This is a genomic window from Pseudomonas sp. DNDY-54, assembly GCF_019880365.1.
Taxonomy (GTDB): Bacteria; Pseudomonadota; Gammaproteobacteria; order Pseudomonadales; family Pseudomonadaceae; genus Stutzerimonas; species Stutzerimonas stutzeri_P.
On record NZ_CP082271.1, the window covers coordinates 2,859,875 to 2,885,928 of the forward strand.

Annotated in this window: 26 protein-coding genes; 4 read left to right on the forward strand and 22 right to left on the reverse strand. The window is 60.7% G+C overall.

Annotation, left to right across the window (positions count from 1 at the left end):
• Positions 1-18: 18 nt before the first annotated feature.
• From fleN to flhA, 3 genes are all read right to left on the reverse strand, one after another.
• Positions 19-846 (reverse strand): flagellar synthesis regulator FleN, encoded by an 828-nt coding sequence (fleN, locus tag K4O48_RS13190; protein WP_222908839.1) that lies wholly within the window; start codon positions 844-846, stop codon positions 19-21.
• A 91-nt stretch (positions 847-937) separates the two neighbouring features.
• Positions 938-2,218 (reverse strand): flagellar biosynthesis protein FlhF, encoded by a 1,281-nt coding sequence (flhF, locus tag K4O48_RS13195; protein WP_222908841.1) that lies wholly within the window; start codon positions 2,216-2,218, stop codon positions 938-940.
• Positions 2,219-2,233: 15 nt separating this feature from the next.
• Positions 2,234-4,354, reverse strand: a complete 2,121-nt coding sequence (gene flhA, locus K4O48_RS13200; protein WP_222908843.1) for a flagellar biosynthesis protein FlhA — start codon at positions 4,352-4,354, stop codon at positions 2,234-2,236.
• 257 nt (positions 4,355-4,611) lie between these two features.
• Between flhA and sodC the strand changes: the two genes are divergently transcribed.
• Positions 4,612-5,133 (forward strand): superoxide dismutase family protein, encoded by a 522-nt coding sequence (gene sodC / locus K4O48_RS13205; RefSeq protein ID WP_222908845.1) that lies wholly within the window; start codon positions 4,612-4,614, stop codon positions 5,131-5,133.
• 193 nt (positions 5,134-5,326) lie between these two features.
• On the opposite strand, the gene flhB is transcribed toward sodC, so the two are convergent.
• From flhB to fliL, 8 genes are read right to left on the reverse strand one after another with little or no spacing between them, the layout of a single operon-like run.
• Positions 5,327-6,463 (reverse strand): flagellar biosynthesis protein FlhB, encoded by a 1,137-nt coding sequence (gene flhB / locus K4O48_RS13210; protein ID WP_222908847.1) that lies wholly within the window; start codon positions 6,461-6,463, stop codon positions 5,327-5,329.
• 36 nt (positions 6,464-6,499) lie between these two features.
• Positions 6,500-7,279: a flagellar biosynthetic protein FliR gene (fliR, locus tag K4O48_RS13215; RefSeq protein WP_222908850.1), complete on the reverse strand. Its 780-nt coding sequence runs from the start codon at positions 7,277-7,279 to the stop codon at positions 6,500-6,502.
• Positions 7,280-7,315: 36 nt separating this feature from the next.
• Entirely contained in the window at positions 7,316-7,585 is a 270-nt protein-coding gene (gene fliQ, locus K4O48_RS13220) for a flagellar biosynthesis protein FliQ (protein ID WP_222908851.1), read from the reverse strand.
• Positions 7,586-7,604: 19 nt separating this feature from the next.
• A complete protein-coding gene (gene fliP / locus K4O48_RS13225; RefSeq protein ID WP_222908857.1) occupies positions 7,605-8,381 on the reverse strand; it encodes a flagellar type III secretion system pore protein FliP in 777 nt (258 codons plus the stop codon).
• The gene (fliO, locus tag K4O48_RS13230) at positions 8,381-8,800 is read right to left on the reverse strand and encodes a flagellar biosynthetic protein FliO (protein WP_222908859.1); all 420 of its coding nucleotides are present in this window, start codon (positions 8,798-8,800) and stop codon (positions 8,381-8,383) included. Before fliO ends, fliP begins: the two co-directional genes overlap by 1 nt.
• A 1-nt stretch (position 8,801) precedes the next feature.
• The gene (gene fliN, locus K4O48_RS13235) at positions 8,802-9,272 is read right to left on the reverse strand and encodes a flagellar motor switch protein FliN (protein WP_222908861.1); all 471 of its coding nucleotides are present in this window, start codon (positions 9,270-9,272) and stop codon (positions 8,802-8,804) included.
• Positions 9,273-9,312: 40 nt separating this feature from the next.
• Positions 9,313-10,284, reverse strand: a complete 972-nt coding sequence (fliM, locus tag K4O48_RS13240; protein WP_021207730.1) for a flagellar motor switch protein FliM — start codon at positions 10,282-10,284, stop codon at positions 9,313-9,315.
• 12 nt (positions 10,285-10,296) lie between these two features.
• A complete protein-coding gene (gene fliL, locus K4O48_RS13245; RefSeq protein WP_222908862.1) occupies positions 10,297-10,827 on the reverse strand; it encodes a flagellar basal body-associated protein FliL in 531 nt (176 codons plus the stop codon).
• Positions 10,828-11,187: 360 nt separating this feature from the next.
• Between fliL and K4O48_RS13250 the strand changes: the two genes are divergently transcribed.
• Positions 11,188-12,615, forward strand: a complete 1,428-nt coding sequence (locus K4O48_RS13250) for a hypothetical protein (protein ID WP_222908864.1) — start codon at positions 11,188-11,190, stop codon at positions 12,613-12,615.
• Positions 12,616-12,852: 237 nt separating this feature from the next.
• Here K4O48_RS13250 and K4O48_RS13255 read toward each other — a convergent pair whose 3' ends face one another.
• The 10 genes from K4O48_RS13255 to fliE all read right to left on the reverse strand — a co-directional run bounded on the left by K4O48_RS13255 (position 12,853) and on the right by fliE (position 22,553).
• On the reverse strand, positions 12,853-14,091 hold the full coding sequence (locus K4O48_RS13255; protein WP_222908865.1) for a flagellar hook-length control protein FliK: 1,239 nt from the start codon (positions 14,089-14,091) through the stop codon (positions 12,853-12,855).
• 132 nt (positions 14,092-14,223) lie between these two features.
• Positions 14,224-14,532, reverse strand: coding sequence for an Hpt domain-containing protein (locus K4O48_RS13260; protein ID WP_222912096.1), 309 nt, complete (start codon positions 14,530-14,532; stop codon positions 14,224-14,226).
• A gap of 77 nt (positions 14,533-14,609) precedes the next feature.
• Positions 14,610-16,316 (reverse strand): fused response regulator/phosphatase, encoded by a 1,707-nt coding sequence (locus K4O48_RS13265; protein WP_222908867.1) that lies wholly within the window; start codon positions 16,314-16,316, stop codon positions 14,610-14,612.
• Positions 16,316-16,621: an STAS domain-containing protein gene (locus tag K4O48_RS13270; protein WP_222908869.1), complete on the reverse strand. Its 306-nt coding sequence runs from the start codon at positions 16,619-16,621 to the stop codon at positions 16,316-16,318. The genes K4O48_RS13265 and K4O48_RS13270 overlap by 1 nt, the downstream gene beginning before the upstream one ends.
• A gap of 180 nt (positions 16,622-16,801) precedes the next feature.
• Positions 16,802-17,254 (reverse strand): flagellar export protein FliJ, encoded by a 453-nt coding sequence (gene fliJ, locus K4O48_RS13275; protein ID WP_222908870.1) that lies wholly within the window; start codon positions 17,252-17,254, stop codon positions 16,802-16,804.
• A 3-nt stretch (positions 17,255-17,257) separates the two neighbouring features.
• Positions 17,258-18,616 carry a flagellar protein export ATPase FliI gene (gene fliI / locus K4O48_RS13280; protein WP_222908872.1) on the reverse strand — a complete coding sequence of 453 codons (1,359 nt, stop codon included), beginning with the start codon at positions 18,614-18,616 and terminating at the stop codon, positions 17,258-17,260.
• Entirely contained in the window at positions 18,606-19,394 is a 789-nt protein-coding gene (gene fliH / locus K4O48_RS13285; protein ID WP_222908874.1) for a flagellar assembly protein FliH, read from the reverse strand. The genes fliI and fliH overlap by 11 nt, the downstream gene beginning before the upstream one ends.
• Positions 19,395-19,411: 17 nt before the next feature.
• Positions 19,412-20,428, reverse strand: a complete 1,017-nt coding sequence (gene fliG, locus K4O48_RS13290; protein WP_222908876.1) for a flagellar motor switch protein FliG — start codon at positions 20,426-20,428, stop codon at positions 19,412-19,414.
• Positions 20,421-22,208, reverse strand: coding sequence for a flagellar basal-body MS-ring/collar protein FliF (gene fliF / locus K4O48_RS13295; RefSeq protein WP_222908878.1), 1,788 nt, complete (start codon positions 22,206-22,208; stop codon positions 20,421-20,423). Before fliF ends, fliG begins: the two co-directional genes overlap by 8 nt.
• Before the next feature lie 15 nt (positions 22,209-22,223).
• Positions 22,224-22,553: a flagellar hook-basal body complex protein FliE gene (fliE, locus tag K4O48_RS13300; RefSeq protein ID WP_222908879.1), complete on the reverse strand. Its 330-nt coding sequence runs from the start codon at positions 22,551-22,553 to the stop codon at positions 22,224-22,226.
• A gap of 299 nt (positions 22,554-22,852) precedes the next feature.
• Here fliE and K4O48_RS13305 point away from each other — a divergent pair, with 299 nt between their 5' ends.
• Positions 22,853-24,049 carry a benzoate/H(+) symporter BenE family transporter gene (locus K4O48_RS13305; RefSeq protein ID WP_222908881.1) on the forward strand — a complete coding sequence of 399 codons (1,197 nt, stop codon included), beginning with the start codon at positions 22,853-22,855 and terminating at the stop codon, positions 24,047-24,049.
• A 19-nt stretch (positions 24,050-24,068) separates the two neighbouring features.
• On the opposite strand, the gene K4O48_RS13310 is transcribed toward K4O48_RS13305, so the two are convergent.
• On the reverse strand, positions 24,069-24,830 hold the full coding sequence (locus tag K4O48_RS13310; RefSeq protein WP_222908882.1) for an SDR family oxidoreductase: 762 nt from the start codon (positions 24,828-24,830) through the stop codon (positions 24,069-24,071).
• A 214-nt stretch (positions 24,831-25,044) separates the two neighbouring features.
• On the opposite strand from K4O48_RS13310, the gene K4O48_RS13315 reads away from it, so the two are divergent.
• Positions 25,045-26,049 carry an NADP-dependent oxidoreductase gene (locus tag K4O48_RS13315; RefSeq protein WP_222908883.1) on the forward strand — a complete coding sequence of 335 codons (1,005 nt, stop codon included), beginning with the start codon at positions 25,045-25,047 and terminating at the stop codon, positions 26,047-26,049.
• Positions 26,050-26,054 lie beyond the last annotated feature (5 nt).

The following is a 26,054-nucleotide window of genomic DNA, read 5'->3' on the forward strand; positions in this document are numbered from 1 at the left end:
ACTGAACCCAGCCGCTTGTTATTCGTGAGGCTCTGCGGCGGGCCTGACGAGGCGCTCCACAAAGAATTCCAAATGACCACGTGGCGATGCGGGCAGCGGCCAGCTGTCCACCTTCTGCGCGATGGCCTTGAATGCCAATGAGCACTTGGCTCGCGGATAGGCTTCGTACACGGCGCGCTGCTTCTGTACCGCCTTGCGCACCGCTTCGTCGTAAGGAATCGCGCCGACATATTGCAACGCCACGTCGAGAAATCGCTCGGTGACTTTGGTCAGCTTGGCGAACAGGTTGCGGCCTTCCTGCGGCGCGTGTGCCATGTTTGCCAGGACCCGAAAACGGCTGATGCCATAGTCGCGGTTGAGCAACTTGATCAATGCGTAAGCATCGGTGATTGAGGTGGGCTCGTCAGTCACCACCAGCAGGACTTCCTGCGCCGCGCGCACGAAGCTCACTACGCCGTCGCCAATACCGGCGGCCGTGTCGATGATCAGCACATCGATGTCGTTGCCGATGTCGCTGAAGGCCTGAATCAGCCCCGAATGCTGCAGCGAAGAGAGCTGCACCATGCTCTGCGTACCGGATGCCGCGGGCACGACGCGAATACCGCCCGGTCCCTGAATCATCACGTCACGCAAATCGCATTCCCCGGCGATGACATCAGCCAGCGTGCGCTTGGTGGTCAACCCCAGCAGCACGTCCACGTTGGCCAAACCAAGGTCGGCATCAAGCAGCACCACCCGGCGACCGAGCTCAGCCAGGGCCAGCGACAGATTGACCGACACGTTGGTCTTGCCGACGCCACCTTTGCCGCCAGTCACCGCAATAACCTGTACGGGATGAATACCCATGTTCAAACGCCTATCTCTTTCTGGAGCCCTAGGGCCATCGATGCGTTCAGCCAGAACGCGTCTACTTGGTGTGCGTCACGGAGCAAAGCGTTCATCCGACCCTCCGTGAAGATGCGTTGTACAGACCCGAGAACATATCAGCCATGGTTTCCTCGCTGGGATCTTCCTGGGTCTGCAAGCTCACCGCTCGGCTCACCAGTTGATGGCTGCGCGGCAGATGCAGATCTTCAGGGATGCGCGGCCCGTCGGCGAGGTAGGCGATGGGCAGATGCTGGCTGATGGTAAGACCCAGCACATCACCCAGGCTCCCGGCCTCATCCAGTTTAGTCAGAATGCAGCCAGCCAGCCCGCAACCGCGGTAATGATGCCAGGTCGCCTTGAGCACCTGGCTCTGGCTGGTCGCCGGCAAGACCAGGTAATTCTTCGACTTGATACCGCGATCGGCCAGCGCCTCGAGCTGCGCACGCATCATCGGGTCACCGGCAGGCAGGCCAGCCGTGTCGATAAGAATCAGACGCTTGCGGGCCAGAGGGGCGAGACTTTTGCTCAGCGGCTGGCTTGGGTCGATCTGGATGACCGGCACGTTGAGGATGCGGCCCAGTGTATTCAGCTGCTCCTGTGCGCCGATACGATAGTTGTCCATGCTTGCCAGGGCGATGCTCTGAGGGCCGTGCTTGAGCACATAACGGGCCGCGAGCTTGGCGAGTGTAGTGGTTTTGCCGGCACCGGCAGGGCCAACCAACGCGATGATCCCACCCTCTTCCAGCGGCTCGGTCTTGGTAACCTTGATCGATTGCGCCAGGTGCGCCAGTACCATACGCCACGCCTGGCGCGGCTCGGTCACGGCCGATACTTTTTCAAGCAGGGCGCGAGACAGGTCTGCCGGCAGGCCGATGCGCTGCAGACGACGCCAGAGGCTGGCTTGCTGCGGACGGCGGCTCTGCTCGTGTCCCCAGGCAAGCGATCCGAGTTGCACCTCGATCAGCTCGCGCAACCCCTGGAGCTCCGATTGCATGGCCTCCATTGCTCGGGAATCCGACGCGGCAGGAGCGGCAACCGGCTTCGACTGTGCGGGCGCGGCAGGTTTCTCGGCATGCAGTTGACGGTCCTGTCCGGCCGGATGGCGCGACGGCGCTTGCAGCTCGGCGTGAGCACTGGCGATGCGTGCCTGAGTCTTGCGCAGCTCGGCTTCGAGCGCCGCATTCGGCTGCTTCGGGGCTGCTGGCTCCATCGGGTAATCAAGCACAGCGGTCAGCTCGACGCCGCCAGCGACCCGACGGTTTCCCGTGATCACCGCATCGGCGCCCAGTTCGTCACGGATCATTTTCATGGCGATCCGCATGTCGGCTGCGAAGAAACGTTTGACCTGCATGGCCTGTACCCTCGATTAATTCTGGCCCACCGTTGAAACGATGGTGACTTGCTTGTTATCCGGTATTTCCTGATAGGCCAGCACATGAATGTTCGGTACGGCGAGTCGGGCGAAGCGCGACAGCATCGCGCGGACCGGACCTGCCACCAGCAGAATCGCTGGCTTACCCATCATTTCTTGACGCTGTGCCGCTTCTACCAGAGACCTTTGCAATTTTTCGGCCATTCCTGGCTCGAGGAGAATGCCATCTTCCGAGCCCTGTCCAGCCTTCTGCAGACTGTTTAGCAATATCTGTTCCAACCTGGGCTCAAGGGTGATCACAGGCAGCTGCGGCTCAAGCCCTACAACGTTTTGCACAATGGCACGGGACAACGCGACCCGCACCGCCGCCACCATCGCGGCGGGATCTTGACTCTTGGCTGCGACATTCGCGATGGCCTCGGCGATGGTTCGAATGTCCCGAACCGGTACCTGCTCCTGCAGCAGCGCCTGAAGCACCTTGAGCAGCGTCGACAGTGAAATCATCCCCGGCACCAGCTCTTCAGCCAGCTTCGGCGAGCTCTTCGCGAGAAGCTGCATCAGCTGTTGAACCTCCTCATGACCGAGGAGCTCGTGCGCATGCTTGTGCAAGACCTGATTAAGATGCGTCGCAACCACGGTGCTGGCATCCACGACCGTGTAGCCCAGCGATTGCGCTTGATCACGTTGACTGGCCTCGATCCATACCGCCTCCAGGCCAAAGGCCGGATCTTTGGCGGCGATGCCGTTCAGAGGCCCGAACACCTGTCCCGGGTTGATTGCCAACTCGCGATCCGGATACACCTCGGCTTCAGCCAGACTGACGCCCATGAGCGTCAACCGATAGGCGTTCGGCAACAGGTCAAGGTTGTCGCGGATGTGCACCGACGGCATCAGGAACCCGAGATCCTGAGACAGCTTCTTACGAACGCCCTTGATCCGCGCCAGCAACTGGCCACCCTGGTTGCGATCGACCAGCGGAATCAATCGGTAGCCCACCTCCAGGCCCACCATATCCACGGGGGTTACGTCGTCCCAGCCCAGCTCTTTGGTTTCGGCGGTGCGCTGCGCGGGAAGCAATTCCTGCTGTTTCTGAACCTCTTGCTCAGCGTGTTGCTTGACCTGCTTCTGACGATGCCAGATCCAGTACGCGCCGCCAGCAGCCACCGCACCGAGACCAAGGAAGGACATATGCGGCATGCCGGGCACCAGGCCCATGGCAATCATGATGCCCGCCGACACGGCCAGGGCCTTGGGCGAGGCGAACATCTGCCGGTTGACCTGCTGGCCCATGTCTTCCGAGCTGGTGACGCGCGTCACCATAATGGCGGCGGCAGTGGAAAGCAGGAGCGAGGGGATCTGCGCGACGAGGCCGTCACCGATGGTCAGCAGCGCGTACACCTGGCCGGCTTCGCTGAAGCTCATGCCGTGCTGCGCCATGCCGATACCGACGCCGCCGATCAGGTTGATGAACAGGATCAGCAAACCCGCGATGGCGTCACCGCGCACGAACTTGCTCGCACCGTCCATCGAGCCATAGAAGTCCGCTTCAGACGCCACTTCGACACGGCGCAGCTTGGCCTCGGACTGGTCGATCAGGCCGGCGTTGAGGTCGGCGTCGATGGCCATCTGCTTGCCGGGCATGGCATCAAGGGTAAAGCGCGCGCTGACTTCGGAAATCCGCCCGGCACCCTTTGTCACCACGACGAAGTTGATGATCATCAGGATCGCGAACACGACGATACCGACAACGTAGTTGCCGCCGATCACAACATTACCGAAGGCTTCGATCACGTGACCGGCCGCCGAACCGCCTTCGTGACCGTTGATCAGTACCACCCGCGTCGACGCGACGTTCAATGCCAGACGCATCAGGGTCGCAACCAGCAAGATCGTAGGGAATACCGCGAAATCCAGCGGGCGCAGCGCATAAACGCTGACCAGCAACACAACGATCGACAGAGCGATGTTGAAGGTGAACAGCAGATCCAGAAGGAACGGCGGCACCGACAGCATCATCATGCCCATCATCACGAGCAACAGCAGCGGCACGCCAAGGTTGCCGCGGCCCGCGCCTGTTATCCCGTTGCGGATGCCGATGAGTTGAGTGCGATCCAACGTAGCCCCCGGTAGAGCAGAACAAAGAATTGACGCAATACGCGCCCTGCCGAAGCTATAGCAAGAAGGGGTCCAACTTCGCCGGGGCGAGCCGGCGTGCACCGCGCGTCAGACGCTTGCCCTCGCGAAACGGGTTCGAACCGACTGGCCTTGGGGCAGTCTCACCCCTAGCGGGATAGACGGCCGTCGCGTAGCCGTTCAGTGCTCGCTCCTCTGCGGCACGTCCGCTTTGTCCACCCTCAACAGGAGTCTTTGCCATGAAACAGTGGATCATCGCAGCCCTTGCCGGCTGCACGGCCATGAGCCTGCAAGCCGAAACCCTCAGCGTGCCGGTGAACGCGGTATCGGCTGACGGCGTCGGCAAATCCGTCGGGACCATCAAGATCGAGAGCAGCGAGTACGGGCTCGTCTTCCGTCCGGAGCTATCGGGTCTGGACGCCGGCGCCCATGGCTTCCATATCCATGCCAAAGGCAGCTGCGACCCAGCGGAGAAAGACGGCGAGACCATCGCAGCAGGCGCCGCCGGAGGGCACTGGGACCCGAAGAACACCGGTACGCATGGCGAGCCGTGGGGCGAAGGCCATATGGGCGACCTCCCCGCGCTCATGGTGAGCGGCGACGGCACCGCCAATCAGCCGGTCCTCGCCCCACGCTTGAAAAGCCTGGGCGACATCAAGGGCCTGGCACTGATGGTTCACAAAGGTGGCGATAACCACGCTGACCACCCACAGCCACTCGGTGGCGGAGGCGCTCGAGTGGCCTGCGGGTTGATCGAGTAACGTTGCGGGAAGCTCAGGACTGGGCCGATTGGGTTGTATGCCGAACAGCGCCCAGTTGTGCGCCCTGTCACGACTGCTCACAGCCCGCCCGGGGGTGGGCTTCAGCCCACCACATTCGGTCTGCAGTCCCGCAGCAGGCTGACCTCATCCTGCAAAGCCCCAGGCTCAACGTTTCAGAGCGACCGCCCGCCGCTCATTCGTCTCGGCGAAGGTCCGGCGGGATCGGCAGGTTGCTCAATGGATCTGGCCGTTTACCCTTGCCGGAGCGGTACTGGCGAAGCTGGTAGACATACGCGAGCACCTGCGCCACGGCGAGGTACAGACCCGCGGGAATCTCCTGATCAAGCTCGGTGGAGTAATACACCGACCTCGCCAGCGCCGGCGACTCGAGTACTGTCACCTTGTGCTCGTTGGCAATCTCACGAATCTTCAGCGCAACAAAGTCGCCGCCCTTAGCCACCAGCATCGGCGCGCCGCCCTTATCGCCGTCATATTTCAGTGCTACGGCAAAGTGGGTCGGGTTGGTGATGACCACGTCAGCCTCCGGCACCGCCTGCATCATCCGGCGTTGCGCTGCGTCGCGCTGCAACTGACGAATCCGCGACTTCACCTCGGGCTTGCCTTCGCTGTCCTTGTACTCGTCGCGCACTTCCTGCTTGGTCATCATCATTTTCTGTTTGTTGTCCCAGAGCTGGAACGGGACATCCACCGCGGCGATCAAGATCAGCCCACAGGCCATCCACAGTGCGCACCAGCCCACCACTTCGGCACTGTGCATGATGGCGAGATCCAGCGGTTGCTTGGCGATGGACAGCAGGTCGTCCTGATAGGCGCTGAGAACCGCCAGCGCCACCATTAACACCACCAGAAACTTGCCGAGCGCCTTCAGCAATTCGACCAGTGCTTTGGTCGAAAACATCCGTTTCAAACCGGGCCCGGGATTCATCCGACTAAATTTAGGTGCCATCGATTTGGCCGAGAACAGCCAGCCACCCAACGAAATCGGGCCGATGATGGAGACGATCATCAGCACGATCAGCAACGGTATGACAGCCTCGAGTGCGATCATCCCGCTGCTCATGAGCAGCCGCACCATGGCACCTTCATCCAATAGGGTTTCCCGGCTCAGCTCAAAGCTGCCCTGCATCATCGCCATCAGGCTGCCCGCCAGGCTGCCGCCAGACGCCAGTAAGCCGCCAATCCCTCCAAGCGTCACCGCGACCGTATTCAGCTCTTTGGAGCGGGCAAGCTGACCTTTCTCGCGAGATTCACGGATGCGTTTCTCCGTGGGTTCCTCGCTTTTGTCGGCACCGCTTTCGCTCTCAGCCATGAATGGCCTCCGGCAGCTCTGTAGTAGGAGTTGGCATCAGCGCAAGCCGATCAATTCACGAAGCATTGCCAGCGCTTCACTGACGAAGGTCTGATACTGCGCCAGGATGTCGGCCATGCCGATCCAGACGATGATCAGGCCAAGCACCAGGGTCAACGGGAAACCGATGGAGAAAATGTTCAGCTGCGGGGCCGCCCGGGTCATTAGGCCGAACGCCAGGTTGACCACCAGCAGCGCGGTAATCGCTGGCAACACCAGCAACAAACCGGCGCCGAGCACCCATCCCAGCTTGCCGGCGACTTCCCAGAAGTGATTGGTACCAACCAACCAGCCGCCGATGGGCAGCGTTGTGAAACTCTCGGTGAGAATCTCCAGCACCACCAGATGACCGTTCATGGCCAAAAACAGCAGGATCACCAGCATATTGAAGAACTGGCCAATCACCGGGACCGAGACGCCGTTGGCCGGATCGACCATTGATGCGAAACCCAGGCCCATCTGCATGGCGAGCAGCTGACCGGAAACGATGAACACCTGAAAGAACAGCTGCAGCACAAAGCCCAGCATCACGCCGATCAGGATCTGCTCGGCGATCAGCACTAACGCCTGCCCGCTCAGCGCTTCCACCACCGGGACGGCCGGTAGCCCAGGGACGAGAACAACCGCGATTGCAACGGCCAGGTAGAGGCGCACGCGCATCGGTACCAGTTGCGTACCGATAATCGGCATGCTCATGAGCAGTGCCGCGATCCGGAACAACGGCAGCAGAAATTGCCCGACCCAGGCGCCGATCTGCGCATCGCTGAGCTCAAGCACGGGCGCAGGCCTTGCGCGTGGTCTTGTTCATCATGGCTAGCCGATGATCAACGGGATGTTCTGGATCAAGCCCTGGGTGTATTCCATCAACTCGCGAACCAGCCAGGGGCCCGCCCAGATCAGCGTCATCAGCATCACTAACAGTCGCGGCAGAAAACTCAGGGTTTGTTCGTTGATCTGCGTCGCCGCCTGGAACATCGCGACCACGAGGCCGACCAGCAGACTCGGCACCACCAGTACACCGACGATCATGGCCGTCATCCACAGGCTTTCTCGAAACAAATCAACCGCGACTTCGGGTGTCATGCGTGTCTCCCTTTAGCCGCTAAAGCGTGCCGAAACTGCTCGCGAGCGTACCGATGATCAGCCCCCAGCCATCGACCAGCACGAACAGCATGATCTTGAAGGGCAACGAAATGATGAGCGGCGAGAGCATCATCATGCCCATCGCCATCAGCACGCTGGCCACCACCATGTCGATGATCAGAAACGGAATGAAGATCATGAAACCGATCTGGAAGGCCGTCTTCAGCTCTGACGTCACGAATGCCGGGACCAAAATTGTCAGCGGCGCGGCGTCCGGCGTCTGGATGTCGGTGCGGCGCGACAGCCGCACAAACAACTCCAGATCGCTCTCGCGCGTTTGCGCCAGCATGAAGTTCTTCAACGGGATCTCTGCCCGCGCGATCGCATCAGGCGCCGACAATTGTTCGTTGAGGTAAGGCTGCACCGCCTCGTTGTTAATCCGCTCGAACACCGGCGCCATGATGAACAGCGTCAAGAAAATCGTCAGACCCACCAGAATCTGATTCGACGGCGTCTGCTGCAAGCCCAACGCCTGACGCAAAATGGAAAAGACGATGATGATCCGGGTGAAGCTGGTCATCAGCATGACGAACGCCGGGATGAAGCTCAGCGCCGTCATGATCAGCAGAATCTGCAGGCTGACCGAATACTCCTGCTGCCCTTCGGCATCGGTACTCAGCGTAATCGCCGGTATCGACAGCGGATTGTCGCCCTGAGCAATCAAACCACCGGCATCCTGACCCACGGCAAACGGGGCGGCCAGCATCAGCACGGCCGCCAACAGCAATCGAAGCATCAGGGCTTGTCCTTCTGGTCCCTGCCAAGCAGCTCCATGAGGCGCTGGGCAAACTCCGGGTTGGCAGGCTCAGCGTCCGGCAGATGAACCGGCTCTTCAAGCACATGCAGAGGGGTGATCCGGCCTGCACTCAGCCCGAGCAACACCTGCTCACTGCCGACCTGCACCAGCACCAACCGTTCGCGCGGGCCCAGCGCATGGCTGGAAATCAGCTTGATCGCCTGGTTACTGCGCGGATTGATCTGCTGCATGCGTCTGAGCAACCAGGCGAGCAAGAAGATCAGGCCGATCACCAACAGCAGGCCGAACAGCAGTTTGGTCATCTGAGCGCCCATACCGGAACTGTTCATGCTCGCCGCGGGCTCGGCGGCCATTACCGGCACGGCCAGCAATAGCGAAAGAAAGGCCAGAATTCGCATGTCAGCGCAGCTTCTTGATGCGTTCGCTTGGACTGATTACATCAGTCAAACGGATGCCGAATTTTTCGTTCACCACCACGACCTCGCCGTGGGCGATCAGGGTGCCGTTCACCAGCACGTCCAGCGGTTCACCCGCCAAACGGTCAAGCTCGACCACCGAGCCCTGGTTGAGCTGGAGCAGGTTGCGGATGCTGATTTCGGTGCTTCCGACCTCCATCGAGATCGAAACCGGAATATCCAGAATCACGTCGAGATTCGGCCCTTCAAGACCGGCCTGCAGCGGCGCGCCCTTCGGACTGCTGCCGAATTCTTCCAACGGCGCCCGTGGCGGGGCCACAGGCGTCGCCGGGCCCTGATTGAGCAGCGCGTCGATATCGTCCTGATTCGCGTCCCCCGCCTCGGCCAACGCCGAGGCCCACTCATCGGCCAGGGCCTGCTCTTCAGGAGATGTGTTTTCGTAATCGTCTGCCATCGCTAAACCTCGACCGGCTGGTAATTGAATGTGGACTTAATCAACGAGGTCGCATGACCGACTCAAGCACCTGCAGGGCCAGGTTGCCCTTGTGCGCGCCCAGCTTGACCTTGAACGTCGGCATGCCGTTGGCACGCATGATCATGTCTTCGGGCATTTCAACCGGGATCACATCGCCCGGCTGCATGTTCAGGATGTCGCGCAGCTTGAGCTGACGGCGCACAACGGTCGAACTGAGCGGGACCTTCACGTCCAGCACGTCTTCGCGCAACGCATTGATCCAGCGCTCGTCCTGGTCGCTGACGTCCGATTGGAAGCCGGCATCGAGCATTTCGCGGATCGGCTCGATCATCGAATACGGCATGGTCACATGGAAGTCACCACCACCACTCTCGAGTTCGATGTGGAAGGTCGACACCACCACCACTTCACTCGGGCTGACGATGTTGGCTAATGCCGGGTTCACTTCCGAATGCACATACTCGAAATTGACGTCGAGCACCGCGTGCCAGGCTTCCTTCAGGTCAACGAAAGCTTGATCCAACACCATGCGCACCACGCGCAGCTCGGTTGGCGTGAACTCGCGCCCCTCGATCTTCGCGTGCCGCCCGTCCCCGCCGAAGAAGTTGTCGACCAGCTTGAACACCAGCTTGGCGTCCAGAATGAACAGCGACGTGCCGCGCAGCGGCTTGATTTTCACCAGGTTGAGGCTGGTAGGTACGTAGAGCGAATGCACGTACTCGCCGAACTTCATCACCTGAACGCCACCGACCGACACATCAGCCGAGCGACGTAACAGGTTGAACATGCTGATGCGTGTGTAACGAGCGAAGCGCTCGTTGACCATTTCCAGCGTCGGCATACGGCCGCGGACGATACGGTCCTGGCTGGTCAGGTCATAGCTTTTGATGCTGCCCGGTTCGGCATCGCTCTCGGTATCGACCAGACCGTCGTCGACCCCGTGCAGGAGCGCGTCAATCTCGTCTTGCGAGAGCAGGTCTTGAACAGCCATCTACAACGACCCCTATTGCAATACGAAGTTGGTGAACAGCACTTGCTCGACGGCAAGCTTGCCGATTTCCTTCTGTGCCAGCGCCTGAACGCTAGCGGTCGCCTTTTGCCGAAGCATCTCCTGGCCGACCGGAGTCGCCAAGCTGGCAAACTCTTCGCTGGAGAACAGCATAACCAGTTGATTGCGCAACAGCGGCATGTGTTCCTTCAACGCGTCGAGCGCGGCCTGGTCACGCGACATCAACGCCACGCTGACTTGCATATAGCGCTGACGCCCATTGGTATTCGTGAAGTTGACAATGAATGCAGGCGCTAATACTTCATAGATCGCGGCCTGCCGCTGCGGTGCCGCCTGAGCGTCCTCAGCGCCTTCCGAGGGTTGTTCCGTATCGCCCCGGCTCATGAAATAAAAGGTGCCGCCTATCGACAACCCGACCGCTAACAGCAGACCGAGCACGATCAAAATAATCAGCTTGAGCTTTCCCTTCCCCTCGGCCGACGCTGCAGGACTCGCTACGTCTGGGGGCCCCTGTTTCTTCGCCATGCCAAATATCCGTCATCACGGGTGGTTTCACTCGCATCAAAGCGTTACGAGCAACTGCTGTGCCAAAGTATCGGCCAGCGAAGAGACGCCGTAAACGATTGCCGCGCGCCTGGGCCAAATTGCAGACGAGCCGTTGCAAGGTGAGCCTCCTCTGGCGTTCATGATCGCCATCGGCGCGTGTCACCGTTCCGTAGGAACAGGCACGAGGTAGGGTCCGCAGTAGCGGGCGGTGCCGTGCGGCTGACGCTGCGTGCGTCCAAGACTGCATCGCACCATCGCTCGGCCACAACGCCGTCAGGCTTGGCGTCCTCGGCGAGGAAGCTTGGTATCCTGACGCGTCCTACTGTCATCGGGGGTTACGTGTTCTCACTCAAGCGCAAGGGCGATTTCCGCCTGCAGCTGACCCGTACGCTGAAACAGCCTGGACGGCACACGATCGAGCTGTATCTGTTCACCCCGCACGAAAGCAACCTGTCGGCCTGGACCCTGTCGGAAGAGCAGTTTTTCTTCACCACGCTGACACACCGATTCGGGTTGCTGGGCATGCCGTCGAAGGACCGACTCAGCAAGGCGGATCAGTCCTTCGTGCTGCTCTCGCCGCACTACGAAATCATGTATGGCTCCTGGTTTTTCCAGTACCAGGCCTCGATGGAACGGCTGCGCCAGCAAATGCTCGCCTCCGGAGCCGGCGCAGAGCCGATCATGCGGGCGCTGCGGCTCAGCCAGAACTTTGCGCAGCGCCTGCGCAAATCCAGCCCGAAGCAGAGCAATCAGCAGCGCTATTTCCGCCAGATGGACATCTACTTTTCGTGGCACGCCGAGCAGTTCCTCCTGGAAAGCATGACGCTGGAAGGCTTTGCCACCCTCGACGAAGCGCTCAAGCAAGCGGTGGCAGAATTCCTCCGTCAGGAACACAGATACCGCAAGGAACGTGAGTACGTCAGTGATTTTCACGGCACCCCGACACGCATTTGGAACCGCATGGGGCTGTATCACCGTTTGCTGGAGTATCCGGTGCTGTTGCGCTCCAAGGTCACAGAGCTGGGCGCCGGCACTCACAAGTTGGTCAAGGCGGCATCGACGATGCTGATCATGTCGCTGTTCACCTATTTCCTGTTTAACGCGCGTGACGCCAGCGAGAAACTCTCGCTCACCCTTCTGCTGGTGATTGCGCTGGTCTACGCCGTTCGCGACCTGCTGCGTGATGACATGATCACCGTCATCACCCGCAAGTTGCGCAAAGGCAAGCCGCGATGGAAGGTTCGTCTGTTCATGCCCTACACCCGAAAGCTGCTTGCGCAGCAGTGGGTCTGGCTCCATTACCGCAAGCTGCCCGATCTGCCGCCGCTGGTACGGGAACATTCCGGCAAGTGGGCCACCAACGAGGAACGGCAAATCATCTGCTATCGCGCCCAGCTAAACCTGGACAAGGTCGCACTAGAACACGACGAGATCCGAGAACGGCTCACACTGGATTGCGAACAGCTTTGCGCGATGATCCAGGCCAGCCACAACCGGCTGTTCGTGCGCACTGAGGACAATGACTCCACGGGCGACGGTGCCACTGACACAGTCCAGGCCCACCCGATCGAAAAGCAGCACGACTACAACCTGCTGCTATTGCATACCGAGCCCGGCCAGCATTTCCCCTCAGCTCAACGTTGGCGCTTGAGGCTCGGCACGAGCGGCATCGTGCAATGCGAAAACAAGAAGGCCCACTGGCCTGAACCACCGGAACGGCAACGCTCCGCATGGCACCGGCTGAGCCGCCTGTGGCGACGCGGATGAATTCCGTTGCCCAGAGAAGTTGACGCGCCGAGCTTCGCCGCTGGCCCAGCACGTCGTGGCGCACCTGCCGTTCAGCCAGTCGCAGAGCCGCGATGAGCAGTGCCTGTGGCCGAACCTGCATCGCCAGTATCGCGGTAATCAGACAACGAAACGACAACCTTCCCCCTGAATGAGAAACAGCAGGACCAGGATTGCGGGTGCAAACGCGAGATTCAGACTGCGGTCAGTTTTCTGGCATCACGCGTAGTAATCAACCAGGCCGCGGTCTGCGCCCATTCGGCCAGCTCGAATTTCCGTCGTGCCCTGGATAACTTCCTCGTCGCCGCCAGCCAAGCCTCCTGCAACGCCCCGGTTGCGCGACTCGCCGCCGTCGTCACCTTTCCAGCCACGCGACTGGTCGGAAACATTGACGTCCATCGTCATGCCTTGCTGCGCGAAGCTGTCTCGCAGCCGTTGCATCTGGCCTTCCAGCGCATCCCGAACACCCGCATGGGGGCTCATGAACGTGACTTGAGCCTGGTCCTTGTTCATATCGATCCGCACTTCCATACGCCCCAGCTCGGCGGGGTCGAGCTGAATCTCAGCTGACTTGAGGTTTTGACTCGATAGCCACATCACCTTATCGACGACCGCTTCGCTCCAGCCCGATTGCTGCATGTTTACCGGTTGCCCGGGCACCATCGCGGGCCGCTGCGCTTGCTGCACCTGATTCTGTTGCGCAATCGCCTGCGTCAGCGGACTGAGTCGGTTGATCGCCGCATCGGTGGCGCTTGTGCGGCTGTCCTTGGGGGCATCCAGCATCTCAAGCACCTCACCGAAGCTCTCATCCAGCGTAGGCTCAGCGGAATCCTCGGCGAGCTGTTCATCTGAGAGGAGAAGGTTCGTCGGAATTGACTCCTGCGTACCCATAGACAGCTCGTCCTGCAGAACAAGAACCGGAGCGGGACTCTTCTGAAGACCCGTCTGGATCTCCAATGCGCGCTGACCTGCCAGCGCCGTCTCGCCATTAGCGTCAGCCTCACCAACAGCGGTCTGCGCCTGCGCTAAACCAACCAGAAATTCGCTGCCGGACGGCGGCTGTGCGGGCAGCGTTTCGTCGCCTTGCGTGCCCTGCCCGCCCAGCCCGAATAGCAGAAGCGGGTCTAGCTCGGCCTCAGGCTCTAACGAATCGCTTTCGGCCAACTCGGGCTCCGCAGGCAATTCATTGCCGGTGTCGGCAGTGACCGGCTTTTCAGTGCCGCCCGACTCGGCGGTTTCCTGACTCGGCTTTTCGGCGACCGGCTTGTCACGCACGGGCTTTGCTGGCGCATCCTGACGTTCGACAGGTTTGGCCTGGCGTTCCTTGGCATAGACATTGGCGAAGCTGGAGGGCTCGTCCCGACTGGGTTGCGGGGCGGCTTTAGGCGACGCGTTGGCCGCCTTGATTGCAGCGCTCGGCGCCTTGAGGTTCAGTAGCAGATCGGGGGAAACGGCCATGGGTCTTTCCGCTTAAGGTGATGACATGCATCTCGTTAAGCAAAGTCCAGGCCATCAGCTCATGTCGATCTGCCCCAGCGGATCGACGGGCGCGGCCACTGCTCGTATCCGAGCCCGGGCGCAATGCCAAGGCTAGCCAGGCCCGCCCCAGCGCTGGCGCTCGGCCCGATAGAGAATCCGCACGATGGCGAATTCGCGCTCGATGCGTTCGATTAAACCGGGTGCCGCTTCAAGCTGTTCAAGCCGGGCGGTTTCCTCCAGCTCGCGACAAAGTTCCGCCAGCAGAGTTGCGCCCATGTTGCTGCAACTGCCCTTGAAACTGTGTGCAGCTTGGCGCAGCTGTTCCGCCTGGCCACTCCGGCAGGCCGTTTTCAACAGGCACAGCCGCTCTTCCGAATCTGTGAGAAAGGTATCCAACAGCACCGGATACTCTGCATCCATCACGTCTTGAAGGGTGGCCAGCACGCTACTGTCGAGATGATCGACCACGAATGTGCCCCTGGTGGAAAAGCGGCGGATTATGCATGACGCGTCCAGTGGAACTCTACCGTCAGGAGTGCCCCCTCCGAGTCCCAATAGAATCGCTCACTCAACTGACGAATCATGCGCAACCCGCGGCCTCCAAGACCCTCAGCACAGTACTGCTTGTTCAGGGCCCGCTGTACGTCGAAGCCGCGACCACTATCACGCACACCGATCCTTAGATAACCGTTAGGGCCGTCAGACTTGACCGTCAGGGCGATGGACACAAAGCCCTCGCTGAGGTCACGCAGACGTTGCTCACGTTCCTGGTAGTAGCGTGCAAACCCGTCGGCATCGCGCTTCAGCGCGGTGTCGAGCGATAGCACGCCATGCTCCAGCGCATTCGAATAAAGCTCACTGAGCACTGTGTAGATAGTCCCTGCGCGGTGGCGCAAGGGCGAAATCTGTAACAGCAGCTGCATCGTCATGGGTAACGGGTTGGCTGCGCGTAAGCTACTGGGGTGCAGCTCAAAGTTGACCGACCAATCCCTCGCCCGAGGCTGCTTGGCGTCGAGATACGGATCGAAGGACTGAAATATCGCGGGCACCATCTCGCCAGTGATGCTCACTTCGACGAGGCTGAGGTCATCGTCAAGTATTTGACCGTGGAACGCATGAAGTGCGTTCTGAATCTCTTCGAACAAGGCGGAGGGCTCAACGTTCTCGTTCATCACACCCAGCAACCGCTGTTCGCCGAAGAACTCACCCTTCGTGTTACAGCTTTCCGTGACGCCATCAGACATCAGCAGCAGGCGGTCGCCTACCGCCAATGGCATCGTCTCGAAACGGTCATCAAACTGGGAGGCGTCGAGCACGCCAAGCGGCAGATGCCTGGACGGCAACGGCAGCCGCTCGCCCCCCTCGGCCCGGAGCAGATAGCCATCCGGCAGCCCGCCATTCCATACGCGCAGCATGCCTTGCTTGAGGTTGATATCCAGCAGCGTGGCGCAGCAAAACATTTCCACGGGCAGGATCAGCTTCAGCTTGGCGTTGATCTCGCGCAGGATCTCGGTACTGGAATAGCCTTTGGCGGTCATGCCGTAAAAGGTTTCCGCGAGCGGCATGGCGCCAACCGCTGCCGGCAAACCATGACCGGTAAAGTCGCCCAGCAGCACGAACATGCGGCTCGCAGGCGCGTGGGCCGCAAGCAGTAAATCGCCGTTGAACAAGGCACGCGGTGATTGCCGATATCGGATATTGGGCGCGTTCAGGCAGCCCGCGTGCGCGACCTTGTCGAAGATCGCTTTGGCAGCACGCTGCTCGTCGAGCAGTTGCTGGTTGCGCCGTGCAATGAGATCACGCTGCTCCAGCACGGTAGCCTGCAAGCGGCGCAAGCGATGCATGGCCTGAATCTTCGCTTCGAGAATGATCGGGTTGTAAGGCTTGGCGATAAAATCATCGCCCCCCGCTTCGAGGCAGCGCACAAGCGCTTCGTTCTCGGCCAGCGACGTCAGAAAAATGATGGGGACCAGTTCGTTACCCGCGAGCTGCTTGATCTGGCGCGCGGCATCGAAGCCATCCATGACAGGCATCAACGCATCCATCAAGACCAGCTGCGGCCGCTCGCGCTTGAACAGCTCCACCGCCTCCGCGCCATTCGCCGCGGTAACGACATGATGCCCCTGCCGACGAACGATGGCCGCCAACAGCATGCGGTCGGCCGCGCCATCCTCGGCGATGAGTATGGAGAGCCGGCCGGGCATCAAGCGATTGCGAACAATTGTTCGAAGTTGGAAACCGAAAGGACTTTCCGCACATCAGGATTGCAGTTGATCAAGCGGATGTCGGCTTTGTCACTGCCACCGTGATCACGAAGCAGCAGCAACATACCGAGGGCCGAGCTGTCGAGGTAGGTCGCGCCGTTGAGGTCGACAACGTAGCGGCGAGGTGAATTGCCTGCTTGCTGATAGGCGTCACGAAACGCCTGATGGGTGTTGAAATCGAAGCGCCCTTGAATCGTGATTGTCAGCTCCTGTCCATCCGCCGATAGCTGTGAACTGATGGTCATTTAACACTCCTGGTTCGAACGAGGTCGTGGCCGTTCGCCACGGCTATCGTGTATTGCTGGGCGGCGCCAGCGATGCGGAATGGTGCCTCGCCAAGCCTGCGCCCAATGCATGATGTAAGCGCGGAGCGATTGCGAAGAAACTGATGAAGATTTAGCACCCAACGCCCTGCACAGCAAGCTTCATTCCTGTCTAGGTCGCCCCGCCAAGCGCTGAGAGAACTCATCGAGCAGCTTTTGCTCGCGCTTGTCTGCCGCCGTTCTGGCTTCCAGCAGGTAGCGCTCGACCAGCTTGCGCAGCCCATCGAGCCGTGCGCGACGCTGCTGCCATTGATCGCGAAGCTTGTCGAGGTTGCCGCGGTGCCAATCCACGCTACGTTGCTGTTGGGCAATGGCGGATTCCAGCTGAGACAGGAAGCGCTGATAGTTGAGCAGCCATTGCCCGGACACGCCCTGGCTGCCCTGAGTCATCCACTGCTGCTGGTAATCGCCGAAATACTGTCGCAGTTCGCCCAGTTTGACCTCGGCCTGAGCCAGTTGCGTCTGGCCCTGACCGAATAGCCGAGCAGCATCGCGTTCGGCACGCTCGGCCATATCGATCACCGGCGCCAGACGCGCCGCGCGGCTCGCTGCCAAGGGTTAGCCTGCGGCCTTGGGGTTGAACACGCTGGTCAGGAGCGCCTCGCTCTGCGCCAAGTGCTCGGCCTCGTTCAGACCCTGTCGAAGATAACGGGTCATCTCCGCCTGCCGGGCGATGGCCAGGTCGGTTTCCGGATCGCCGCCGGGTACGTAGGCACCGACGCTGATCAAGTCGCGGCTCTGCTGAAAACGTGACCAGAGCTGCTTGAAGCGCTGGGCATTGCGCATATGTTCGGCGCTGACCACCTGTGGCATGACACGGCTGATCGAGGCCTCGATGTCGATGGCGGGGTAATGACCCTCCTCTGCCAAACGGCGAGACAACACGAAGTGGCCATCCAGCACACCACGCGCAGCATCGGCGATGGGGTCCTGCTGGTCGTCACCTTCAGACAGCACGGTGTAGAACGCCGTGATAGAACCGCCCCCCGCCTCCGCATTACCCGCGCGCTCCACAAGACTCGGCAGTTTGGCGAAAACCGACGGTGGATAGCCCTTGGTCGCCGGCGGCTCGCCGATGGCCAAGGCGATCTCGCGCTGGGCCTGGGCGAAGCGAGTCAGCGAATCCATGAGCAGCAGAACGTTCTTGCCTTTGTCGCGGAAATACTCGGCGATGCGCGTGCAGTACATCGCCGCCCGCAGGCGCATCAGTGGCGCATCGTCAGCGGGCGATGCGACAACGACCGAACGCTTGATACTTTCTTCGGTGAGGATGTTTTCAATGAATTCCTTCACCTCCCGGCCACGCTCTCCGATCAGCCCGACCACGATGATGTCGGCCTCGGTGAAGCGCGTCATCATCCCGAGCAGCACCGACTTGCCCACACCGGTGCCGGCAAACAGGCCGAGCCGCTGGCCGCGGCCGACGGTCAGCAGCCCGTTGATGCTGCGAATGCCGACATCCAATGGCTCGCTGATGGGATGGCGCTTGAGCGGGTTGATCACCGGGCCATCCATGGGCACCCAGTCTTCGGCCTTCATTCCGCCCTTGCCGTCCAATGCGCGGCCCGCGCCGTCGAGCACACGGCCCAGCATCGAGGTGCCCATTGGCAGCCGCCCAGTATTGGCCAGCGGAACAACCCGGGCCCCCGGCGCGATACCCGCCAGACTGCCGACCGGCATCAGATACAGCTTGCCGCCGGAGAAGCCCATGACTTCCGCTTCGACCTGCGTCGGGTGGTAGTTGTCTTCGTTGATCACCAGGCAACGGCTGCCGACCGCCGCGCGCAACCCTTCGGCCTCAAGCGTCAAACCGACCATACGCAACAACCGACCCTCGAGGATCGGCTGGCTGGGGAGCTTGATGGCTTCGCTGTAGGTTTCGAAGCGCTTGGCGAAGCTGGTCCGCTCAAGGCGCATCGGGTCGCTCCAGCGTCGAATTCAAATCGAGATGCAAGTCGGCCTCGGGCGGGCTGGTCGCGTTCTCTCGCTGCTGTTCGAACAACTGGCTGATGGCCTGGCCGAGACGGGTTTCGACACTGGCATCGATGCGGCTCTGCTCGGTTTCAATCCGGCAGCCGCCCGGCAACAGATCGCTGTCCTCGACGATCTTCCAGTTCTCTTCGTGGCGCTCCCGCAGCGCCTTGACCAACTCGAAGTCCTGCGGATTGATATGAATGCGCACGTTGCTGGCCCCCATGGGCAGCAGTTTCAGCGCTTCGCGCAGGACCTGTCGGATCTGGCTGGAGTCGATCAACAAGTCGCGCTGAATGACTTCGCGCGCCAACTGGCTGACCAACGTGACCATGGCGTGTTCGAGGTTGCGATCCTGATCGGCAATGGGCTCGAGCAGCTGCGTCATCAGCTGCTCGAGGTTAGCGAGTTTGGGGGCGAGTGCAGCGTCGGCTTCCTGCCGCGCTTTCAGCTGGCCGGCATGAAACCCATCTTTTTCACCTGTGCTGAAGCCTTCGTTATAGGCCTCCTGTCGAATCGCCTCGAGCTCGTCGAGCGTCAGCGGTTTGACTTCCTCTACCGGAACGTCCTCGCTGCGCGACAGCGAGTCGTCCGCGATCGGTTCGTCGACCGTTTCCGGTTCCGCGGGCTCCGCACCCAGCGGATCGAAGCTCGGCAGTGACCAGCGATCAAAGACGTTGACGTCTTTCGCGCGGATGACATCGCTGGGGTTTTCCTTGGACATGGGATTTCAGTGCCTTGCTAAACCATTTCTTCGCCGCCTTTGCCGCCGAGCACGATTTCTCCGGCTTCGGCCATGCGGCGGGCGATGGTGAGAATTTCCTTCTGGGCGCCTTCGACTTCGCTGATGCGCACCGGCCCTTTTGCTTCCAGGTCGTCGCGCAGCAATTCGCCGGCACGCTTGGACATGTTCTTGAAGATCTTTTCCTTGATCGCTTCGTCCGCGCCCTTGAGCGCCATGACCAGCACATCGGAGGATACTTCGCGCAGCAGCACCTGAATGCCCCGGTCGTCGACATCGGCGAGATTGTCGAACACGAACATCAAGTCTTCGATCTGCGATGACAGATCCTCGTCTACATCGCGGATCGCGTCCATGAGCTGGCCTTCGACCGAGCTGTCGAGGTAGTTCATAATATCTGCCGCCCGTTTGACGCCGCCCAGGGTCGCACGCGTGGTGTTGGCATTGCCCGAGAACTGCTTTTCGAGAATCAGGTTGAGCTCTTTCAGCGCCGCCGGCTGAACGGTGTTAAGCGAGGACACGCGAAGCACGATGTCGAGCCGCACCTTGTGATCGAAATGCGACAGCACTTCGCCCGCCTGGTCGGGGTCGAGGTAGGCCACCACAATCGCCTGAATCTGCGGATGCTCATAGCGGATCACGTCCGCGACGGCGCGCGGCTCCATCCATTTCAGGCTGTCCAGGCCGCTGGTGTTGCCACCGAGCAGGATGCGATCGATCAGGCCGCCGGCTTTGTCCTCTCCCAGCGCCTGGGTGAGCATTTTGCGGATGTAACCGTCCGAACCGACACCGAGGCTGGTCTGATCGCCGACGATTTCGACGAACTCGCCCATTACCTGTTCGATCTGGTTTTTCTGCACGTTGCGCAGCTGCGCCATGGCCGTGCCGACCTTTTGTACTTCCTTCGGACCGAGGTGCCGCAGCACCTGCGCCGCGTCGGCCTCACCCAGCGAAAGCAGCAAGACCGCAGCCTTGTCGACCTTGTTCAGTTTGACCGGAACTCGAGCATCACTCATCTGCGTTGATCCACTCTTTGACGACCTGAGCCACCCGGCCCGGATCTTCAGCTACCAGATTTTTGATGGCATTCAATTGCGCATCGTATCCCTCGGTCGGGCTCGGCAGCATGATGCTCTGCGGCCCACTGAGGCTCACACGGTCATTGCTCAACCCCCCGTCGAGACCGTCGATATCGCCCAGCTCGGCATCGCCACCCACAGATTGCAGCTCTTTGCCCTTCCCGGCGTTGGTCAGATTATTCAACACCGGCCGCAGCACACCGAATACCAATACCAGGATGAACAACACGCCGAGCACTTGCTTGACGATGTCCCAGAACCACGGTTGCGAGTAGAACGGCACATCGATGAAGGTCTCGTCGAGTGAGTCTGCGGCAAACGGTGCGTTGATCACGCTCACGCTGTCACCACGACTGGCATCGAACCCGACGGCGTCCTGTACCAGCCGGGTAAAGCGCGCCAGTTCTTCGGCGGTGCGCGGCACACGGGTAGTGGTTCCATCGGCAGCGACTGTCATTTGATCGTCAAGTACGACGGCGACCGACAGGCGGCGCAGGCGGCCCTGTTGCTGCTTGGTGTAGCTGATCGAACGATCCAGCTCGTAATTACGGGTGGCTTGCTCACGCTTGTCCGCCGGATAGGGCGCCAGCATCGGCTGACCGGTGGCCGGGTCCATGACCTGTTGACCGTTGGCATCCAGCAGCGGCTGTCCCGGCGCAATGGCGCCCGCCGCGCCAGCCTGCCCGGCGATAGCGTTCTCGGGCGCAGCGGCCGGACCTGGCGGCTGATTGCTGAGTGCACCTGGTACGCCTTGTGGACCGAGGCTGCTTTGACGCTGTTCGCTGACGCTTTGCTCGCTGCGCAGCGCGGGCTGATCCGGATTGAAAGTTTCGGAGGTCGACTCGACGGCGCTGAAATCCACGTCGGCAGACACTTCGGCCTTGTAGCGGCCACTGCCAACCACCGGCTGCAAGATGTTGTGCACGCGCTGGGTGTAGAGGCTTTCCATGCGGCGGCTGTAGTCGAACTGCTTGCCCGCCATGCTCAGCTCGGTGAGTTCCTGCTGATCGGACAGCAAATTGCCTTTCTGGTCGACGACAGTGATCTGCGACTTGGTCAGCTCCGGCACGCTGGTGGCGACCAGGTTGATAATCGCCATCACCTGACTCGGCTCCAGGTTGCGGCCCGGATAGAGTTCGACCAGTACCGACGCGCTTGGCTTGCGCTCGTCACGAACAAATACCGAACTCTTCGGAATAGCCAGGTGAACCCGAGCGGCCTTGACGTTGTTCAGGCTGGATACCGTACGGCCCAGCTCGCCCTCGAGACCGCGACGGTAGCGGGTGGCTTCCATGAACTGGCTCGTGCCGAGGCCCTGCTCTTTGTCGAGGATTTCGAAACCGATGTTGCTGTCGGTCGGCGCGATACCGGCGCTGGCAAGTTTCAGGCGTGCACGCGCCAGGTCGTCTGCCTTGACCAGCAGAGCGCCGGAGTTGGGCTCGACGGTGTAGGAAATGTCTGCCGCCGCCAGGGTTTCCATCACCTGATTGGCATCCATCCCGGCGAGGCTGCCGAGCAATGGACGATAATCCGGTTGCTGCGACCACAGCACCACGGCAAAACCGATGGCCACGCTCGCAGCCAGCCCGACCAGCAGGCCAATCTGCCGCAGCATCGACATGTCGGAGAGATTTTCGAGAAACGACAGGCCCAGCAGAGGCTTCTTCGGAGCCTCCGAATCAACCGGTACGGGTACCTTGCTCAGCGCTTCAGCCATTATTCAAACCCTGCCTTAAACCGGCATCTGCATGATGTCTTGATACGCCTGGACCAGCTTGTTACGGACCTGGGTCATGGCTTGGAATGAAACACTGGCTTTCTGCGAGGCAATCATGACCTCGGTGAGGTCGATACCGCCCTGCCCCATCTCGAAGGCAGTCGCCAGTTGGCTGGAGGCTTGCTGGGTTTCATTCACTTTGTTGACGGCCTGGCCGAGCATCTCGGAAAAGCTCGGGGCGCCTATTTCAGGCGCGGCAGTCACGGGCTTGGAACGCGCCATTGCATCAGTCTGCATGGCCCGCATTTCCAGCATCAAGCGATTGAATTCAATACCCTGGCTCATCTACCCCTCCAACAGCTGCGGTTTTTTTGACGCTTCGCAGCAAGCACAGAGTGAATAGCAACATCGGTGCCAGTGTTTGATCAAGCAGACGACCCTTCGCCTTTGCGGGAGACAAGCGGTACTCGCGCCGCGGTGGCACTGTTACGCTGATCCAGCTAATGGCTGTATCGCGACGCAGCGCGCCACCTCACCTAGCCTGCGCTGGGTAAAGCAAGGATCGTGCGCAAAGAGACCGCCTCCTCATCCGATAGCCCATTCTCACCGACGTCCGCTTCATGAAATTGGATCGAAACCTGACAATGACTACCCCCGCGACTCAGCTGTTTCAGCCGCTCAGAGACACCTCAGCCTCGACTATCGTGGCCGGCTTCATTGCCATGCTCACCGGCTACACCAGCTCGCTCGTGCTGATGTTCCGGGCCGGGCAGGCAGCCGGGCTCAGCAGCGGACAGATATCGTCATGGATCTGGGCGCTGTCTATCGGCATGGCGGTGTGCAGCATCGGGTTGTCACTGCGCTACCGAACGCCTGTCGTGATCGCCTGGTCGACGCCCGGTGCGGCCCTGCTGATCACAAGCTTGCCCGGCGTCCCCTACGGGGAAGCGATCGGTGCCTTTATCTTTGCCTCGGCGCTGATCGCGCTGTGCGGCTTGACCGGCAGCTTCGAACGCCTGATGCGCAAGGTGCCCGCTTCGCTCGCGGCGGCGCTGTTAGCCGGCGTGTTATTCAACATCGGCATCGAGATATTCCGTGCCGTAGAAGTCCAGCCTGTATTGGTGTTGGGTATGTTCTTCAGCTATCTGCTGGCTAAGCGACTGCTGCCGCGTTACGCCGTCCTCTCGGCGCTGATCGCGGGCTGCGTGCTGGCTGGCGGGTTGGGCTTGCTGGATTTCGGAGGCCTACGCCTGGACGTTGCGATTCCGGTCTGGACAACGCCGACGCTGTCCTTCGCGGCGATCTTCAGCATCGGTATTCCCCTGTTCGTCATTGCCATGGCGTCACAGAACATGCCCGGCCTGGCGGTACTGCGAGCCGAGGGTTATCAGGTACCCGCCTCGCCGCTGATTTCCGTCACGGGTATTGCATCGGTTCTGCTCGCCCCGTTCGGCTCCCATGGCATTCACCTGGCTGCGATCACGATGGCGATTTGCAGCGGGCCGGAAGCACACCCGGATCCGTCCCGGCGTTATACAGCCGCGGTTTGGTGCGGGCTGTTCTATGGCATCGCCGGTATTTTCGGCGCGACGTTGGCCGCCCTGTTCGCAGCGTTCCCGCCCGCACTGGTGTTGTCCATTGCCGCACTGGCGCTGCTCGGCTCGATCAGCAGCGGCCTGACCCAGGCCATGCAGCTGCCGCGCGAGCGCGAGGCCGCACTGATTACCTTCATGGTCACGGCGTCGGGCCTGACGCTGTTCGGAATCGGCTCTGCGCTGTGGGGGTTGGTGGCAGGCGTGTTTACGCTGCTGATTGTCAGCGGACGCAACGCCCCAGCGTGATCACCCCGAATGGGCCCGATCAGATGGCGGTCGCGCCGCCATCCACTGCTAACGCGTGCCCTGTCGTGAAGGCGGCGCCGTCGCTGCAGAGATAAAGAACCGCGGCGGCGATCTCCTCGGCTTTGCCGACGCGGCCGACCGGATGCATCGCCGCGGCGAACTCTGCCTTGCGCGGATCAGCTTCATAGGCACGGCGGAACATGTCGGTATCGATGACCGCCGGGCAAACCGCATTGACGCGAATTTTCTTCTTGGCGTACTCAATGGCGGCCGATTTGGTCAGCCCGATGACGGCGTGCTTGGACGCTGAATAAATGCTCATCTTTGGCGCCGCCCCCAAGCCCGCAACCGACGCGGTATTGACGATGGCTCCACCTCCCTGCGCCAGCATGACCGGCAGCTGGTGCTTCATGCACAGCCACACGCCTTTCACATTGACGTTCATGATCGCGTCGAATTCGGCTTCACTGCCTTCGGCCAGGCGGCCCTGCTCGATCTCGATGCCCGCATTGTTGAAGGCGTAGTCGAGGCGACCATAGCTCACAACGGCTTGCTCGACCATCGCCAGGACCTCGTGATCTCGCGTTACATCGCAGCGCACGAACACCGCCTCGCCGCCTGCTTCGCGAATGGCTTCGACGCAGGTCGCACCAGCTGTTTCGTCCAGATCGGCCACCACCACTTTCAAACCTTGCTGGGCGAACGCCAGCGCGGTGGCGCGACCAATGCCTGCCGCTCCCCCAGTAACCAAAGCAACCTGACCGGAAAAAGACATACTCATGCTAGATACCCTGATCAATTAACGTAAATTTCGAGTCCGAAAGTGACTACAAGCCAACCGCTGGTCATGGTTATACCGGCATCGTCGTCTCCGAATAAGTAGCACATGCCGATATCACTCAGACGGATGCCATTGCATTCCAACCGTCCCGCCTTGCTTGCGAGGATGAGCTCGTCGGGCTACACCAATGGTTTGCACACCACCCGAGGTTTTCATGGACAACACCAACCGCCAGTTCTTACTGGCCAAGCGCCCGGTCGGCGCACCTAACCGCGACACGTTCGAATTCACCGAGAAGCCCTTGGGCGAGCCAGGCCCGAACCAGATTCTGGTCAAAAACGAATACCTATCGCTGGACCCAGCCATGCGGGGCTGGATGAACGACGCCAAGTCCTACATCCCGCCAGTGGGTATTGGTGAGGTGATGCGTGCGCTCGGGGTGGGCAGAGTGATCGCATCGAACCACCCAGACTATGCGGAAGGCGATTACGTCAACGGCGCGCTTGGCGTGCAGGACTATTTCCTGGGCGAGCCAAAAGGCTTCTACAAGGTCGATCCGAATCAAGCACCGCTGCCGCGCTACTTGTCCGCCCTTGGCATGACCGGCATGACGGCGTATTTCGGCCTGCTCGCGGTAGGCGAACCCAAATCCGGCGAAACCGTGGTGATCTCTGGCGCGGCGGGCGCTGTTGGCAGCGTCGCAGGACAGATCGCCAAAATTAAGGGCTGTCGTGTAGTCGGAATCGCCGGCGGCGCGGACAAGTGCCGTTTCCTGACCGAAGAACTCGGCTTCGACGCGGCCATCGACTACAAGAACGAAGACTTGCACGCCGCACTGAAACGCGAGTGTCCGAAAGGCGTAGACGTCTATTTCGACAATGTGGGCGGCGACATTCTTGATGCGGTATTGACCCGAATCACCGTGGGCGCGCGCATCGTCATATGCGGAGCCATCAGCCAGTACAACAATAAGGAAGCGGTCAAAGGGCCGGCAAACTACCTGTCATTGCTGGTCAATCGCGGCCGCATGCAGGGCATGGTGGTGATGGACTACGTGTCCCGCTATCCGGAAGCCATGAAGGACATGGCCGGCTGGATGCAGAGCGGAGAGCTGAAAAGCAAGGAAGACATCGTCGAAGGCCTGGAAACCTTTCCCGATACGCTGATGAAGCTGTTCACCGGCGGCAATTTCGGCAAGTTGGTCCTGAAGGTCAGCTAACCCGT

Excerpts from the sequence above, each read along its gene's own strand:
- fleN (WP_222908839.1), bottom strand. The coding sequence starts at position 846 with ATGGGTATTCATCCCGTACAGGTTATTGCGGTGACTGGCGGCAAAGGT.
- flhF (WP_222908841.1), bottom strand. The coding sequence starts at position 2,218 with ATGCAGGTCAAACGTTTCTTCGCAGCCGACATGCGGATCGCCATGAAA.
- sodC (WP_222908845.1), top strand. The coding sequence starts at position 4,612 with ATGAAACAGTGGATCATCGCAGCCCTTGCCGGCTGCACGGCCATGAGC.
- flhB (WP_222908847.1), bottom strand. The coding sequence starts at position 6,463 with ATGGCTGAGAGCGAAAGCGGTGCCGACAAAAGCGAGGAACCCACGGAG.
- fliQ (WP_222908851.1), bottom strand. The coding sequence starts at position 7,585 with ATGACACCCGAAGTCGCGGTTGATTTGTTTCGAGAAAGCCTGTGGATG.
- fliP (WP_222908857.1), bottom strand. The coding sequence starts at position 8,381 with ATGCTTCGATTGCTGTTGGCGGCCGTGCTGATGCTGGCCGCCCCGTTT.
- fliO (WP_222908859.1), bottom strand. The coding sequence starts at position 8,800 with ATGCGAATTCTGGCCTTTCTTTCGCTATTGCTGGCCGTGCCGGTAATG.
- fliN (WP_222908861.1), bottom strand. The coding sequence starts at position 9,272 with ATGGCAGACGATTACGAAAACACATCTCCTGAAGAGCAGGCCCTGGCC.
- fliM (WP_021207730.1), bottom strand. The coding sequence starts at position 10,284 with ATGGCTGTTCAAGACCTGCTCTCGCAAGACGAGATTGACGCGCTCCTG.
- fliL (WP_222908862.1), bottom strand. The coding sequence starts at position 10,827 with ATGGCGAAGAAACAGGGGCCCCCAGACGTAGCGAGTCCTGCAGCGTCG.
- K4O48_RS13255 (WP_222908865.1), bottom strand. The coding sequence starts at position 14,091 with ATGGCCGTTTCCCCCGATCTGCTACTGAACCTCAAGGCGCCGAGCGCT.
- K4O48_RS13260 (WP_222912096.1), bottom strand. The coding sequence starts at position 14,532 with ATGGATGCAGAGTATCCGGTGCTGTTGGATACCTTTCTCACAGATTCG.
- K4O48_RS13265 (WP_222908867.1), bottom strand. The coding sequence starts at position 16,316 with ATGCCCGGCCGGCTCTCCATACTCATCGCCGAGGATGGCGCGGCCGAC.
- K4O48_RS13270 (WP_222908869.1), bottom strand. The coding sequence starts at position 16,621 with ATGACCATCAGTTCACAGCTATCGGCGGATGGACAGGAGCTGACAATC.
- fliI (WP_222908872.1), bottom strand. The coding sequence starts at position 18,616 with ATGCGCCTTGAGCGGACCAGCTTCGCCAAGCGCTTCGAAACCTACAGC.
- fliH (WP_222908874.1), bottom strand. The coding sequence starts at position 19,394 with ATGTCCAAGGAAAACCCCAGCGATGTCATCCGCGCGAAAGACGTCAAC.
- fliG (WP_222908876.1), bottom strand. The coding sequence starts at position 20,428 with ATGAGTGATGCTCGAGTTCCGGTCAAACTGAACAAGGTCGACAAGGCT.
- fliF (WP_222908878.1), bottom strand. The coding sequence starts at position 22,208 with ATGGCTGAAGCGCTGAGCAAGGTACCCGTACCGGTTGATTCGGAGGCT.
- fliE (WP_222908879.1), bottom strand. The coding sequence starts at position 22,553 with ATGAGCCAGGGTATTGAATTCAATCGCTTGATGCTGGAAATGCGGGCC.
- K4O48_RS13305 (WP_222908881.1), top strand. The coding sequence starts at position 22,853 with ATGACTACCCCCGCGACTCAGCTGTTTCAGCCGCTCAGAGACACCTCA.
- K4O48_RS13310 (WP_222908882.1), bottom strand. The coding sequence starts at position 24,830 with ATGAGTATGTCTTTTTCCGGTCAGGTTGCTTTGGTTACTGGGGGAGCG.
- K4O48_RS13315 (WP_222908883.1), top strand. The coding sequence starts at position 25,045 with ATGGACAACACCAACCGCCAGTTCTTACTGGCCAAGCGCCCGGTCGGC.